Source organism: Phenylobacterium sp. (assembly GCF_030645195.1).
In the GTDB taxonomy this organism is placed as follows: Bacteria; Pseudomonadota; Alphaproteobacteria; order Caulobacterales; family Caulobacteraceae; genus Phenylobacterium.
The window spans coordinates 1-12,755 of the sequence record NZ_JAUSLW010000180.1 but is presented as its reverse complement, the minus strand read 5'-3'; the positions used below and the strand labels follow the sequence as shown (position 1 = coordinate 12,755).

At 69.0% G+C, this 12,755-nt stretch carries 16 protein-coding genes and 1 tRNA gene; 9 read left to right on the top strand and 8 right to left on the bottom strand.

Annotated features, from left to right (window positions below; translation table 11 throughout):
- Nucleotides 1-132: 132 nt before the first annotated feature.
- A complete protein-coding gene (locus Q7T09_RS14880; protein WP_304700701.1) occupies nt 133-1,221 on the top strand; it encodes a PAS domain S-box protein in 1,089 nt (362 codons plus the stop codon).
- A gap of 79 nt (nt 1,222-1,300) precedes the next feature.
- On the opposite strand, the gene Q7T09_RS14875 is transcribed toward Q7T09_RS14880, so the two are convergent.
- Nucleotides 1,301-2,116 (bottom strand): RMD1 family protein, encoded by an 816-nt coding sequence (locus Q7T09_RS14875; protein WP_304700699.1) that lies wholly within the window; start codon nt 2,114-2,116, stop codon nt 1,301-1,303.
- A 136-nt stretch (nt 2,117-2,252) separates the two neighbouring features.
- On the opposite strand from Q7T09_RS14875, the gene Q7T09_RS14870 reads away from it, so the two are divergent.
- On the top strand, nt 2,253-3,899 hold the full coding sequence (locus Q7T09_RS14870) for a M28 family metallopeptidase (RefSeq protein ID WP_304700697.1): 1,647 nt from the start codon (nt 2,253-2,255) through the stop codon (nt 3,897-3,899).
- Here Q7T09_RS14870 and Q7T09_RS14865 read toward each other — a convergent pair.
- The gene (locus tag Q7T09_RS14865) at nt 3,884-4,504 is read right to left on the bottom strand and encodes a TIGR02466 family protein (protein ID WP_304700696.1); all 621 of its coding nucleotides are present in this window, start codon (nt 4,502-4,504) and stop codon (nt 3,884-3,886) included. The genes Q7T09_RS14870 and Q7T09_RS14865 overlap by 16 nt on opposite strands.
- 32 nt (nt 4,505-4,536) lie before the next feature.
- On the bottom strand, nt 4,537-4,758 hold the full coding sequence (locus Q7T09_RS14860) for a flagellar basal body rod C-terminal domain-containing protein (protein ID WP_304700695.1): 222 nt from the start codon (nt 4,756-4,758) through the stop codon (nt 4,537-4,539).
- A 137-nt stretch (nt 4,759-4,895) separates the two neighbouring features.
- On the opposite strand from Q7T09_RS14860, the gene Q7T09_RS14855 reads away from it, so the two are divergent.
- Complete coding sequence (locus tag Q7T09_RS14855) at nt 4,896-5,258, top strand: hypothetical protein (protein WP_304700694.1); 363 nt, start codon at nt 4,896-4,898, stop codon at nt 5,256-5,258.
- A gap of 18 nt (nt 5,259-5,276) precedes the next feature.
- On the opposite strand, the gene Q7T09_RS14850 is transcribed toward Q7T09_RS14855, so the two are convergent.
- A complete protein-coding gene (locus Q7T09_RS14850; protein WP_304700692.1) occupies nt 5,277-6,527 on the bottom strand; it encodes a serine hydrolase in 1,251 nt (416 codons plus the stop codon).
- Between the two features lie 102 nt (nt 6,528-6,629).
- Here Q7T09_RS14850 and Q7T09_RS14845 point away from each other — a divergent pair, with 102 nt between their 5' ends.
- Complete coding sequence (locus Q7T09_RS14845) at nt 6,630-6,986, top strand: hypothetical protein (protein ID WP_304700690.1); 357 nt, start codon at nt 6,630-6,632, stop codon at nt 6,984-6,986.
- 215 nt (nt 6,987-7,201) lie between these two features.
- On the top strand, nt 7,202-7,642 hold the full coding sequence (locus Q7T09_RS14840) for a hypothetical protein (RefSeq protein ID WP_304700688.1): 441 nt from the start codon (nt 7,202-7,204) through the stop codon (nt 7,640-7,642).
- Between the two features lie 140 nt (nt 7,643-7,782).
- On the opposite strand, the gene Q7T09_RS14835 is transcribed toward Q7T09_RS14840, so the two are convergent.
- The 3 genes from Q7T09_RS14835 to Q7T09_RS14825 all read right to left on the bottom strand — a co-directional run bounded on the left by Q7T09_RS14835 (nt 7,783) and on the right by Q7T09_RS14825 (nt 9,818).
- Nucleotides 7,783-8,145 carry an endonuclease domain-containing protein gene (locus tag Q7T09_RS14835; protein WP_304700686.1) on the bottom strand — a complete coding sequence of 121 codons (363 nt, stop codon included), beginning with the start codon at nt 8,143-8,145 and terminating at the stop codon, nt 7,783-7,785.
- Between the two features lie 107 nt (nt 8,146-8,252).
- Nucleotides 8,253-9,173 carry a M23 family metallopeptidase gene (locus tag Q7T09_RS14830; protein ID WP_304700684.1) on the bottom strand — a complete coding sequence of 307 codons (921 nt, stop codon included), beginning with the start codon at nt 9,171-9,173 and terminating at the stop codon, nt 8,253-8,255.
- The gene (locus tag Q7T09_RS14825) at nt 9,174-9,818 is read right to left on the bottom strand and encodes a hypothetical protein (protein ID WP_304700682.1); all 645 of its coding nucleotides are present in this window, start codon (nt 9,816-9,818) and stop codon (nt 9,174-9,176) included. It lies immediately after the preceding gene.
- A gap of 273 nt (nt 9,819-10,091) precedes the next feature.
- On the opposite strand from Q7T09_RS14825, the gene panD reads away from it, so the two are divergent.
- Nucleotides 10,092-10,448: an aspartate 1-decarboxylase gene (gene panD / locus Q7T09_RS14820; RefSeq protein ID WP_304700681.1), complete on the top strand. Its 357-nt coding sequence runs from the start codon at nt 10,092-10,094 to the stop codon at nt 10,446-10,448.
- Nucleotides 10,448-10,909: a hypothetical protein gene (locus Q7T09_RS14815; protein WP_304700679.1), complete on the top strand. Its 462-nt coding sequence runs from the start codon at nt 10,448-10,450 to the stop codon at nt 10,907-10,909. Before panD ends, Q7T09_RS14815 begins: the two co-directional genes overlap by 1 nt.
- Nucleotides 10,910-10,943: 34 nt before the next feature.
- Here the strand turns inward: Q7T09_RS14815 and Q7T09_RS14810 are convergent, their stop codons facing one another.
- Nucleotides 10,944-11,681 carry an SIMPL domain-containing protein gene (locus Q7T09_RS14810; protein WP_304700677.1) on the bottom strand — a complete coding sequence of 246 codons (738 nt, stop codon included), beginning with the start codon at nt 11,679-11,681 and terminating at the stop codon, nt 10,944-10,946.
- A 146-nt stretch (nt 11,682-11,827) separates the two neighbouring features.
- On the opposite strand from Q7T09_RS14810, the gene Q7T09_RS14805 reads away from it, so the two are divergent.
- Nucleotides 11,828-11,903: transfer RNA gene (locus tag Q7T09_RS14805), tRNA-Ile, on the top strand.
- Nucleotides 11,904-11,988: 85 nt separating this feature from the next.
- Nucleotides 11,989-12,755, top strand: a 767-nt coding sequence (locus tag Q7T09_RS14800) for a DUF6538 domain-containing protein (RefSeq protein ID WP_304700675.1), incomplete at its 3' end; no start/stop codon positions are given.

Here is a 12,755-nt window from a genome sequence, read left to right as displayed (position 1 = left end):
CGACGCCCCGGGTGTCCCCGGGGCGTCGGGGTGGCGGGAAGGAACATGGATATGAGCGAGACCACACATCCGGCGGACGCGAGCCTTCAGGGATTTCACGAGACCGTGCTCGACGGCTAGCCGGAAGCCGTCATCGTCGCCGCGCCCGATGGTCTGATCACCTTCGTCAACGCGGCGACCGAGACCCTGCTCGGCTACGGCGCCGGAGAGGTGGTCGGCAAGGCCATAACCGTCCTGGTGCCGCCCCAACCGGGCCGCCGGGCCGATCCCGTCAAGTGGCTGGCCCGCTGGGCGGCCGAACCGGACCTGGAACAGTCCCGTTTCCTGGACCTAACCGCCCGCCGCCGGGACGGTCGCGAGATGCCCGTCGAGGTGCGCGTTCGCGAAGGCCGTATTGGCGACCGTCAGCGATATTTCATCACGGTGCGCGACAACACCGCCCGTCGGCAGGAGCAGGTCGCGTTGAAGGACAGCAATCTCAGGGCCGCGCGTATCCTGATGGTGGCCGAGGACGCCATCGTCTCGATCGATGCGGACCAGAGGATCATCCTCTTCAATCTCGCCGCCGAGCAGATGTTCGGCTACCGCGCCGAGGAGGTGCTTGGCCAACCGCTCACCATGCTGATCCCGCCGCAGGCGCGAGCGACGCACACCGGATACGTCGAGAGCTTCCGCGACTCCAAACAGGCGTCCCGGATGATGAGCGAGCGCTCGGAGGTCCGAGGCTGCCGTCGGTCCGGCGAGAGTTTTCCCCTCGAGGCCACCATCACCAAGGTGATGGCCGCCGGCGCCCTGACCTATACCGCCCATCTGCGCGACGTGACCGAGCGCAACCGCGCCCGCGACAAGCTGCAGGAGAGCGAGCGGCGCGTCCGCGCGGTGTTCGACCACGCCGCCGAGGCGATCGCCCTGCTGACCCCGGACGGCGCCATCGTGGAGATCAACCGGGCTGGCGAGGCGCTGACAACCTCGGACCATCCCCTCATCGGCGCCCCGCTCTGGGAGGCGCCCTGGCTCGGCGTCGATCTGGCGGTGGGGCCGATGGCGGCCGAGGGCCTGCAGGCGGCGATTCGGGCCGCGGCGTCCGGAAAGGCCACGCAGATGGCGGTGGAACTGGTGAAGGACGGCAAGCCCTTGCCGATCGATGTGCGCCTGACGCCGATCGCAGACGCCGACGGCCGTGTTGTCTATGTCCTGGTTGAGGGTCGCTTCGACCCCTGAGGCGCGATAGCCGAACGCCGCTGGCGATATTGGCGCCGGTCGCGCGCGAGTTCGATGACCGGGCTCCTGTTCGCCGCCGCTAACCCGCCGCGCCGGTGGCCATCTGGAATAGGGTCAGCGCCACCTCCAGCAGGATCAGCCCCACCACGATGGCTTCCAGACGCAGGGAGCGCTGGGTGTCGATGAGGTCGGTCATCACCGTGACCGTGTCGCCGATCAGGTCCAGCTTGCGCCCCAGGGTCTCGGCCCGCTCCACCAGTTCGTATTCGTCCTCCAACCGGGCATAGAGGCGCTCCAGGTCGGGGCGGTCCCAGAGGATGTCGGGCTTTTCGCGCACCGCCACCCGCTCGGCCACCCGGTGCTGCACCAGCAGGGCTGAGCCGATCAGCTTGACCATGGCGCGCCGGCCGCTGGGGCTGCGGCCCTGTTCGGCCAGGACCCGGGCCCAGGGCTCGATGGTGTCGAACACCTGGGCGACCTGGCGTTCGTCGTGGGCGAGCGCGGCGCTCTTGGCCACGGCGTCGGCCACCACCAGCAGCTTGTCGGGCGACAGGGCGCCGATGCGCACCACCCCGTCGGGCTGGACGCCCTCGTCCTGGTCGTCCCGGGCCGCCAGGCGGATGGTCTCTTCCTCGTGGATGTCCAGGTGGCCCTGCACGCGGGGGCGGATGCCGCGCAGCACCTCGTCCTCGGCGATGGGGTCCAGGCCGATCAGCACAGCCACCCCGTAGCGGAACACCACCACCAGCCCATGGCCGACCCGGAAGGACAGCGGGGCGGTCGAAAGCGCGTCGCGCCGTTCCAGGCCCGCGGTGTCGATCCGCTCGCCCAGCACCACCGCCCGGGCGGTGAGCGGCTCCAGGCCGGCGGGGATGGGAAGCGGCGCGGTGTCCATGCCTCACACCACCACATGCGCGGCCAAGGTTGAAGCCTCCCTGGGCCGGTAACATCGACGCGCTGCGTTACAGCAACTTAACCCCCCGCCGCTTGGGGCTCCTCTAAGCTCGCCCCAACAAACGGGGGAGGCGTCGATGAGTCTAGGCAAGGTGATGATGGCGGCGTGCGCCTTGGCGCTGTCGGCGACCCAGGGGTGGGCCGCCGAACCCTCCGCGGCCGAGGTCCAGGAGAGCGCCGACAACATCAAGGCCCACGTCACCTTCCTGGCCAGCGACCTGCTACAGGGCCGCGAGGCGGGATCGCCGGGCTACGACATCGCCGCGGCCTATGTGGCCTCCCAGATGGCCCAGCTCGGCCTCAAACCCGGCGGCGACAGGGGGACCTATTTCCAGCACGTGCCGATGGTGGCCTACCAGGCGGCAGACCAGGGGATTTTCGTGCTGCGCGATAAGGTCGGCAAGGCCATCCCCCTGGTGTTTGGCGAGGACTATATTGTCAGCCGCAATCCGGTGGCGGCCCAGACCAAGGTGTCGGGTCCCCTGGTCTTCGTCGGCTACGGCGTCGTGGCGCCCGAGCACAAACGCAACGACTATGCCGGCCTGAACGTGAAGGGGAAGATCGTCGTGGCCCTGTCGGGCGCGCCCGCGGGCTACCAGACCGAGGAACGGGCCTATTACGCCAGCGGGCGCACGAAGCGGGCCCTGGCCGAGGCCCGCGGCGCGGTGGGCTTCCTCCAGGTCGGCACGCCGGGGGACGAGAAGCTCTATCCCTTCGCCAACGCCGCGCGCCAGTGGAAGAGCTGGGGCATGAGCTGGCGCACGACGTCCGGCGGCGCCTTCGCCGTGGCGCCCAAGGCGCCGCTGCTGGCCGCCATCAGCGTCAAGGGCGCCGAGAAGCTGTTCGCCGGCGCCCCGGCCGACCTCAGCCGCATCGTCGAGATGGCCCAGTCCAAGGCCGCAGATCCGCCGCGCTTCACCCTGCCGCTCACCCTGGAGGCGGCCTTCGCCACCACCATCAAGCCGGTGGAAAGCTCCAATGTCCTGGGCCTGATCGAGGGCGCCGATCCCAAGCTGAAGGATGAAGTGGTGGTGCTCAGCGCCCACCTCGACCACCTGGGAGTGGGAGAGCCCGTCAATGGCGACGCCATCAACAACGGCGCACTGGACAACGCGGCGGGCAGCGCCACCACTCTGGAGGTGGCCCGCATGTTCATGGCCTCGGGCCAGCCGCCCAAGCGGACCATCCTGTTCCTGCTCGACACCGGGGAGGAGAAGGGCCTGGTGGGGGCCGAATACTTCGCGCGCAATCCCACCGTGCCGCTCTCCAGCATCGTCGCCGACGTCGACCTCGACATGCCGATCCTGACCTACGACTTCACCGACGTGGTGGCCTTCGGCGCCGAGCGTTCCAGCATCGGGCCGGCGGTGCGCCGGGCGGCGGCGGGGATGAACATCGCGCTCTCCCCCGATCCCATGCCCGACGAAGGCCTGTTCACCCGCTCCGACCACTACCGGTTCGTGGAGGTCGGCGTACCGGCGGTCTTCTTCATGACCGGCTTCGCCAATGGCGGGGAGAAGGAATTCCGCACCTTCCTGGCGCAGCGCTACCACAAACCCAGCGACGACCTGAGCCAGGCCATCAACTGGAACGCCGGCGCCAAGTTCGCGCGGCTGAACTACGAGGTGACGCGGGAGCTGACCGACGCCGCCGAACGGCCTGCCTGGAACAAGGGCGACTTCTTCGGGACCAAGTACGCCGGAAAACCTCAGCGCCAGCCGTAGTTGAAGCTGATGGAGATCCGCTCTTTCCGGGCGGCGTTGGGCGGCACCTCGTGGCGCAGCCAGCTCTCCCACATCAGGATCGAGCCCGGCTCCGGCTGCAGGTAGACGAAGGTCTTGGCGGTCTCGGTGGCGTCGGCCAGGCGCGGCGGGGCGGCCATCATCAGCGGCAGGCGGGGATCCTCCAGCTTCAGCGCGCTGGCCCCCTTCGGTGTGGCCACATAGACGGTGCCGGAGATGACGCTGTGGGGGTGGATGTGCCCCGAATGGGCCGCCCCAGGCTTGAGGACATTGACCCACAGGCTGTCCATCCGCAGCCGGCCACGCCCCAGGTCCAGCTCCAGGGCCTTGGCGTAGGCCCGGGCATGCTTGTCGAGCTTGGTCTTCAGCGCCCCGAACACGCTGGCCCGCTGGGGCAGGTCGTCCAGGGAGGCGTAGGAGGTGTAGCCGCCATAGGCGTGCTCGCGGCACCAGGCCTGGCCGGCCAGGTCCTCGTCGGCCAGCATGTGGGCCGCTTCCTCGAGCTCGGCGTTGAACTCGGAAAAGCCGCGCTCGGCGGCGAGGGTGGCCTCATAGACCTGGGTGACGAAGAGCGGACGGGTGGACATGCGTCCGCGCTAGCGGGCGCCGGGGGCCTTGTCTAGGCCAGGATATCCAGCAGGTTGTCGCTCATCTCGTCGGCGGTGCGGATCACCGCCAGGTTGGCGCTGAACTCGTGCTTGGCCGTGATCTGCTCCACCACCTCGTGGGTGTAGTCGACCTCGGCGGTGGGATCGCCCATCTGGACCGTCCGCTGGGCGGAGGCTTCGAAGCGGCGGGTGGCGGCGAACAGGCCATACTGGGCCGTGGCGATGGGGTTCATGGATCAGGCCTCCTGGCCCCACCCTGAACCCCCCGCGGTAAAGCTTTCGCCAGCGAAGATGGTGAACGAATTCAGGCGCCTGAAAACCGCCACCGTCCTGGCCTGTCATGCTATCGAAATCACGAAGGATTTTCGCAATGATCCGCACATCGATGATCGCGGCCCTGGCCCTGGCGGGCTCCGCAGGCGCGGCCCTGGCCGGGCCGATGAGCAATCCGCCGACCGAGCGGACAATTTGCATCGACGTTGGCGGCCAGAGCCTGCCGGTGGTGTGCAGGGTCCCGGCGAGCCGGCTCGATAAGCGCGAGGACTTCTGCCTCTGCCACCAGGGCGCCCGGGTGATCGCCCCGGTCTGCGGCCCCGGCCAGAAGGCGCCGGCGGAGAACCTGGCCTATGAGCGCGCGCGCCGCGACGCCGCCCGTGACGGCAGCCTGCTCGGCGACCTCTACAGGGGCCAGCCGATGTGCGTGGCGGCGCGCGACCCGCTCAGCAATAACTGAGCGGGCAGGCCCTAGGGCCTATTTCCCCAGGGCGCCATAGACCAGTTTCTGGAACACCGGCAGGGCGACGCGACCGCCCATGCGCTGGCCGGTGGCCAGCTGGCTGGCGGCCTCGGGGCCGAGCGGCATGGAGTTCTGGATCAGGTAGAGCATGACCATGTCCTCCGCCGGGTCGGCCTGCCACCAGGTGCCGAAGGCGCCGGGCCAGCCGAAGGCGCCCTTGGAGCCGGCGCCCATCCAGGCCTGCTTTTCCGGGTCGGTGATCACCGAGAGACCGAGGCCGAAGCCCTGGCCCATCCAGAAAGGGATGCCCATGAAGGGGATCTCGCGCTGGGCGTCGGTGAGGCGGTTGGTGGTCATCAGCTCCACGGTTTGCGGCTTCAGCAGTCGCACCCCGTTCAGCTCGCCCTTGCCCAGCATCAGGCGCGCGAAGGTCAGGTAGTCGTCGGCCGTGGAGATCAGGCCGCCGCCGCCGCCGCAGAAGGCCGGGGGCGCGTCCTCATGCAGGAAGGAGACGTCCTGCAGCTTGTCGGTCTCCGGATTGACGCGATAGAGCTTGGCCATCCGGTCACGCTTCTCCGGCGGACACCAGAAGTCGGTGTCGGTCATGCCGAGCGGGCCGAGGATCCGCTCCATCAGGAATTCGCGGAAGCCCATGCCGGCGATGCGGCCCACCAGGAAGCCGAGGACATCGGTGGCGTGGCTGTAGTGGAAGCGATCGCCTGGCGGATAGGACAGCGGCAGCTCCGCCAGCCGCTCCATCCAGATGTCCGGGGCGTGCGGGTTGCCGATGGGGGAGCCCAGCGCCTTCTCATAGGCGTGCGCGATGGGCCCCACCGAGGTGAAGCCGTAGGCCAGGCCCGAGCGGTGGGTCATGAGGTCGTCGATGGTGATGTCGCGGGGCGCGTCATAGACCTCGTCCAGCGGGCCGGTGGCGGACTTCAGCACCTTCATGTTCGAGAACTCGGGCGCCCATTTGGTGATGGGGTCGTCGAGGCTCACCTTGCCCTCTTCCACCAACATCATCAGGGCGACGGAGGTGATCGGCTTGGTCATCGACGCGATGCGGAACAGGGTGTCGCGCGTCATCGGCAAGCCGGCGGCGATGTCGCGCATCCCGAGGGTGTTGACCTGGGCCACCTCGCCCTTGCGCCACAGCAGGGTCACGAAGCCAGACAGGTCGCCCGCGTCCACCACGCCCTGCAGATTGGGCGCGATCTGCGCCAGACCCTCGGTGGAGAAGCCGCCCAAAGACTGATCGCCGTCCATCGTCATTCCACCCTGCTGATCCCGGGTCCATGATGCCCCGTGTTCTGTGACGTGATTGCGTCGGGTGACGCAGGCGCCGTCAAGCAAAAGGGGAGGGCCGCCATGGCCTATGAACGGGTCGGCGAGCCGATCGCGCCGCATTGGGTGTTCATCTTCCGCCTGATCCGCAACGTGATCCTGACCCTGGTGCTGATCGCCGGCTCCCTGGCGGCCGGGATGTGGGGCTATCACACCTATGAGGCCAAGCCCTGGATCGACGCCTTCGCCGAGGCCGCGATGATCCTGTCGGGCATGGGGCCCCTGAGCGCGCCGAACACCGACGCCGGCAAGCTGTTCGCCGGGGGCTATGCGATCTATTCGGGCCTGTTCCTGGTGGCCACCGCCGGGATCATCCTGGCGCCGGTCCTGCACCGCCTGCTGCACCACATTCATGCGTCCGACGAGGACGAGAACCCGTAGGGGTCGCCTGCGATTGACAGATCGGAGCCCCGCCGCTTAAGCGGGGCCATGGCTCTCGTCCTGACCCGCACCCAGCAACAGCAACGCCGCCTTCTGGCGGTGCGGGTGCGCGCGATCGGTCCGGGCTAGGTCCCGAACCTCTTCGAATGAGCCACCCACCCCGCCCGGCCGGCGGGGTTGTCTTGCTGTCCGGGCCTTCGCCAAGGAGACCCCCAATGACCAAGTTCTTCGCCAGTGACGCGGCCATCGAGCGTATCGGCGCCGGCCTGCTGGACCGATCCCTGCCCAAGAGCGAATGGACCCACGCGGCCCATTTCGCCGCGGCCCTGTGGCTGCTGCGCCGCCACGGCGTGGCGGAGACGGCGCAACGGATGCCGGGTCTGATCCGGGCCTATAACGAGGCGGTCGGCGGGGCGAACACCGACACCGAGGGTTATCACGAGACCATCACCCAGGCCTCGATCGCGCAGGCCGCCCGCGTCCTGGCCGGCCGGCCGCCGGCCGAGCCGCTGCACGAGGTGACGGACCATCTCATGGCCTCGCCCCTGGGCGACCGGGACTGGCTGCTGGCGCACTGGAGCAGGGACCGGCTGTTCTCCGTGGCGGCGCGGCGCGCCTGGCTGGCGCCGGACCTCGCGCCCCTGCCGCAGGCTTGATAGCCCGGCACGGCCTTTCCTCCCCCGGGAAGCGGAGCGGAACGGGGGAGGAAAGGGCGCGCTGGAGGTGGGGCGGCGGCCGTATGCTAGTTTTTCCTCCCCCATTCCGCCCCGCTTCACGGGGGAGGAAAAGGGCGGCGCTAGGGGCCGATCATCGATGCGGCGAGGACGCGCAGGCCATCGGCGATCTCGTCGACATCCTCGAAGACCGACGACGCCGCGATGCGATGGACGGCAAAGCCCCGCGCCATGAGGAAGCGGTCGCGCCTCTGGTCATGCCGCATCTGCTCTGGTTCTCCGTGGCGATGGCCGTCGATCTCCACGACGAGTCGCGCGGCGGGGCAGAAGAAGTCGAGGATATAGGGACCCAGCGGATGCTGCCGCCGGAAGGCGGGCTGGTCGGGGAGGCGGCGCCTCAGGCGGGACCAGAGCAGGACCTCGGGTTGCGTCATCGATCGCCGGAGGGATTTGGCGCGCTTGGCGGTGAGGATCGATGAACGCACGCTGCTCTAGCCCTCCCCCAGGCCCCAGCAGCGGCGCGGAAAGCCAGCAAGATCGTTCACGCCTGCTGCCTCTTTTTCCTCCCCCGTAAACGGGGGAGGAAATCGATCTAGTGGCACGCCTGTCCGGCCCGCTTGCGGTCATAGGCCGCCACCAGGCTCTGATAGGGCGGCAGGAAGGTGTGCAGCTTCACCGCCTTGCCGTCCGTGGAGGTCCCGGCGACGCCGGAGCGGATCTCGAAGTGCATGTGGATGGTGGTGGGCGTGCCGCCGAAGTCGTTGGAGGCCTTGCCGAGGTTGGCGCCGGCCTGGACACTGTCGCCTTCCTTCACCGCCAGCTGGTTCATCCGCATGTGCAGGTAGCGGTAGACCCGGTGGGGGGGCGCGGCGCCGGTGAGGGTGACGGTGTAGGTCCCGACGTCGGTGATGATCCCGGCCTCGGCGGCCACCACCCAGTGGAGGTCCTTCTTGCAGGTGGCCGGGCGGATGTCCTGGCCCTGGTGGCCTTTGCCGGACACGCAGAGCGGGCTGGCGTAGCCCCGGCTCTCACAGAAGTTGTCGCGCCAGGGCAGGCTGTAGTTGCTGGAGTCGCACTGGCTGGGCTTGTCCTTCGGGCCCATGCCGCCGCCCGCGCCATAGACCTGGGAGTTGGCGAAGGCCGCCTCGGCGAAGGGGAAACAAAGGTCGGGCGACCAGACCGTCCGGTCGAGATAGCCCGAGCCGGATTTCGCGATCAGGTCGCCGGCCGGGAAGTGGCCGAAGCTGCCCGCCGACGGGGCGTCGGGGGTCTTGGCGGGATCGGCGGCGGGTTGGGGCTGGGCCTCGTCGGGAAGCTGCTCGACGCCGCCGTCGCCGACGGGCTCCTCCGGCTCGGCGGCCGGGCCTGAGGGCGTCGTCGCGCCGGAGGCGGTGGGTGTTCCGGGAGGGCCGGCGCCGGGGACGGGCGGGCTTCCGAACCAGCCGGAATTGTAGCCCACCAGGGCCAGCACCGCGAGGAGGATCAGGATCAGAATGACGAGCGGCGCGCGCATCTAGGCCCCCAGTCCGGCGGCCTGACGGGCGGCCTTGCCCATCACCACGACGGTGCTCTTGGCCACCAGGCCACGCACGAAGCCCTCGGTGCGGCAGCGGGCGTCCGACGGCGCGTCGCAGCGCAGCTCGACGGTGTAGAGCACGCCGTAGCGCACGAAGCTGGCGAGCTGGCCGTCCACCGTGCGCTGGACCACCAGCTGCTCGGGACCGACGGCGGGCAGGTTCAGCTTGGAGCCGGCGGGCAGGGGCGTGGTCTCCGCGGCGCCGGTGAGGGAGACCCGCGCCCCGCTCAGATTGGCGGTGATCGAGTAGTAGTCGCCGAAGGAATAGAGCCGCGCCCCGCCCATCAGGTCGGCGTCGGCCGGCAGCAGGATCGGCAACTTGGTCTTGTCCACCGCCGCCGGGTCCAGGCCCCGGCCGAGGCCCGGGCCGGTATTGCCGCTCTGGCGCAGGCCGCCGACCGCGCCGCGCCAGTCTATCCCATCGGGGCTCGGGGGGCGGGCCCCGGGGTCCACGGTCGCCGGCGCGGCCAGCACGCCCGGACGCGTGAGGGCGGGGCGTGTCGGCGTCGTCTGCGCGCTGGCGGTCACGCAGGTCAGCGCGGCGCCGGCCGCGATCAGAGCTCGGATGCTTGGACTACGCATTGGCCACCCCCCGCGTCGTCGCCAAGCTTGGCGCATTTGACGCACGCTGTTAACCCTCGGTTGCAACCCAATTCGGTTTTCCCCCTATCGCGCCGAAAAGACAGGCGAATTCTCCCGCTGATTGAAGCGGGGGCGGGCGTCGCGACTTGACGCGGCGTCAGGTTTGTTGCGCCGCCGCAATTGAACCGGCCCCGGTTGCTGGCTATATGCACAGCCGTTGTCGACGCGGGTTTCGCGCCAGTGTGCGCCCGCGCCTTGCGTAAGGAAGCGCCCATGCTCGTCACCCTGATGAAGGCCAAGCTGCACCGCGCGACGGTGACCCAGGCCGACATGGACTACGAAGGCTCCATCGCCATCGACCGCGAGCTGCTGGACGCCTCGGGCATCCTGCCGCACGAGCAGGTGGACGTGCTGAACATCACCACCGGCGCCCGCTTCACCACCTACGCCATCGAGGCGCCGCGCGGCTCCAAGGTCATCGGGGTCAATGGCGCGGCCGCCCGCCTGGTGCAGAAGGGCGACAAGGTCATCATCGTGACCTACGGCCTGCTGCCGGCCGAGGAGGCCCGCAACTACTCCCCCACCGTCGTGCTGTTGGACGACGCCAACGACATCAAGAAGGCGGCCTGATGCGCGCGCTCGCCCTGCTGGTGGCGGCGGGCCTGAGCCTCGCCGCCTGCTCGCCGGGCGCGCCCAAGGGCATCGATAAGGCCGCCCTGGACGCCGCGGTCAATCAGCGGGTCGGCGATCCGGGCACCTGCGTGCTGATCGGCGAGACCGGATCGGGCGACGTGGTCTACCGCTTCGGCTCCGCCGTCACCTGCGGCCGGGTCCTGCCGGCCTGCAATGGGGCGACCCGCACGGTGGAGGCTCTGCTGAAGGTGACCGCCAAGAGTCGGGCGCCGGCCAATGTCAGCTGCGACAGCTCCCCCGACGGCGCGCGCACCGTGGCCTGGGCCGCCGGCGGGGTCGAGACCCACGACGAACTGGTCTACGCCGCGGTCATGGAGGGCGACAAGACCCCGCCCGGGGTGGTGATCGCCGACAAGCTGAGCGCCGCCTTCGCCGCGGCCGGTTTGATCAAGAAATAGCTCCTCCCCCGCGAGCGGGAGAGGAGCGATCGCCTTAGCGCGTCAGCTCATAGAGCCCGGTGACGTCCACCCGGACCCGCAGTTCGCCGCCGGCCACGGGGGTGGACTCGGCCTTGTCCATCCGCGCCATGGCCATCATCGGCATGGGAGACGGCGGGGTGTAGCCGCCGCCTTCGCTCAGCGTCACCAGCCGGCCGATGCGGTAGCCGGTGGCCCGGGCGTAGAGGTTGGCCTTGTCGCTGAGCGCCTTGACGGCGTCCTCGCGGGCCGCGTTCTCCGCCGCCGTGGGGTCGTTGAGGCCGAAGGAAATGCCGTTCACCTGGTTGGCGCCGGCGTTCACCGTGGCGTCGACGGCCGAGCCCAGGCGGGCCAGGTCGTGGACGGTGACCGTCACCTGGTTGCTGGCCTGGTAGCCGCGCAGCCGGGGCGGGTTGTTCTCCACATAGTCGTATTGGGCGTTGAGGCTGAGGCCCGAGGTCTGGATGTCCTTGTCGGCGATGCCGGCCCGGCGCAGGGCGGCGAAGATCTTGTTCATCTGGGTCGCGTTGGCGGCCATGGCGGCCGCGGCCGTCGCGGCCTCGGTGTTCACGCCCAGATTGATGGTGGCCATGTCGGGCGCGATGCGGGTCTCGCCATAGGCCGAGAGGTTCAGGGTGGTGGCCCGGAACATGGAGTCGGCGGCGGGCGGGGCGGCCTGGGCGAAGGCGGCGGGCGCCGCCACCGTGGTGGCCAGGAGCAGGCTGAGGGCGCCGGCGCGGACGAAGGTTTTCATCGATGTCTCCCAAAGGGGTGCGAGCTTGACTGTACCACCCCGCTCTCGAACGATGAACGGGGGGACAGGGTTCCGTCATGACAAGGCCAAGCTGAACGGCGGCTTTAATGGACGTGCAGCCCATGCTAACCCGCAGGCCGCTGCAGGGGCCTGTAGCTCAATGGTTAGAGCCGACCGCTCATAACGGTCTGGTTGTAGGTTCGAGTCCTACCGGGCCCACCAGCGTCTTCCTAAGGGCTTGTCCGAGCACAAGTCTTTGGTCCAGAACAGCTTCTCGGCTCCACCTGTCACACATTGGTGTACCACTTTGAGCGAGATCGACTTGGGCCGTTATCCTGGCGTCTACCGCCGAGGCAGCACGTGGTACGTGAAAAAACGCGTGCCCATGGACCTGCGCCATGTCGAAAGCCGCGAGCAGATCGCCATAAGCCTGGGGACCACCGATCCAAGGGAGGCCGAGCGGCGCTATCCATTTCGGCTGGCCGACATCGAGCGCCGGTTTCACGAACTGCGATCCGAGCTAGCGGCTCAGGGCCCTGTGCAGGCCGCACTTCGGACGGGGCGGCTCGAACTCCTGTCTGATGCCGACATCGAGACGCTCGTGGGCGCTTGGTTCCGAAAGCGGGCCGCGTTGCGGGAGCCGTCCTTCGACACGCTCGATGCGCGCACCCATCTGGACCATCTGGCGGACGACGAGAGCCGTATCCGTGCGCCTGATCCGCATGACATGGACCCCGTGGAAAACGCCGCCAACAGGCTCCTGCTCGACGCGGGCATGGCGGCGAGGACCCGAAAGCTGGGGCACTCGCGGACCAAGGCGGCGGTTCCCGTCGTAGATCGCTCCACGTCCCAGTACGCGTACTTGATCAATCTCGTCCGACGAGCCTTGCTAGCCGACATTGCAGTGTCGCGAGATCAGTTGGACGGCAGGCAGGCGGCGACGTTTGATCCGCTGTTCAACCCTGAGGGAGTGCGGTCTCCACACGCCCCAATGGCCGCGAGCACCTCCGCTGCGATAGGTCGGCGCACGGTCGCCGATATGGTCCGGGAGTATTGGCGATACCGGGAGGCTTC

Bases quoted from the DNA above. Each gene is read 5' to 3' on its own strand.
- Q7T09_RS14875 (WP_304700699.1), bottom strand. From the start codon at position 2,116: ATGGACACCGCGCCGCTTCCCATCCCCGCCGGCCTGGAGCCGCTCACC.
- Q7T09_RS14870 (WP_304700697.1), top strand. From the start codon at position 2,253: ATGAGTCTAGGCAAGGTGATGATGGCGGCGTGCGCCTTGGCGCTGTCG.
- Q7T09_RS14865 (WP_304700696.1), bottom strand. From the start codon at position 4,504: ATGTCCACCCGTCCGCTCTTCGTCACCCAGGTCTATGAGGCCACCCTC.
- Q7T09_RS14860 (WP_304700695.1), bottom strand. From the start codon at position 4,758: ATGAACCCCATCGCCACGGCCCAGTATGGCCTGTTCGCCGCCACCCGC.
- Q7T09_RS14855 (WP_304700694.1), top strand. From the start codon at position 4,896: ATGATCCGCACATCGATGATCGCGGCCCTGGCCCTGGCGGGCTCCGCA.
- Q7T09_RS14850 (WP_304700692.1), bottom strand. From the start codon at position 6,527: ATGGACGGCGATCAGTCTTTGGGCGGCTTCTCCACCGAGGGTCTGGCG.
- Q7T09_RS14845 (WP_304700690.1), top strand. From the start codon at position 6,630: ATGGCCTATGAACGGGTCGGCGAGCCGATCGCGCCGCATTGGGTGTTC.
- Q7T09_RS14840 (WP_304700688.1), top strand. From the start codon at position 7,202: ATGACCAAGTTCTTCGCCAGTGACGCGGCCATCGAGCGTATCGGCGCC.
- Q7T09_RS14830 (WP_304700684.1), bottom strand. From the start codon at position 9,173: ATGCGCGCGCCGCTCGTCATTCTGATCCTGATCCTCCTCGCGGTGCTG.
- Q7T09_RS14825 (WP_304700682.1), bottom strand. From the start codon at position 9,818: ATGCGTAGTCCAAGCATCCGAGCTCTGATCGCGGCCGGCGCCGCGCTG.
- panD (WP_304700681.1), top strand. From the start codon at position 10,092: ATGCTCGTCACCCTGATGAAGGCCAAGCTGCACCGCGCGACGGTGACC.
- Q7T09_RS14815 (WP_304700679.1), top strand. From the start codon at position 10,448: ATGCGCGCGCTCGCCCTGCTGGTGGCGGCGGGCCTGAGCCTCGCCGCC.
- Q7T09_RS14810 (WP_304700677.1), bottom strand. From the start codon at position 11,681: ATGAAAACCTTCGTCCGCGCCGGCGCCCTCAGCCTGCTCCTGGCCACC.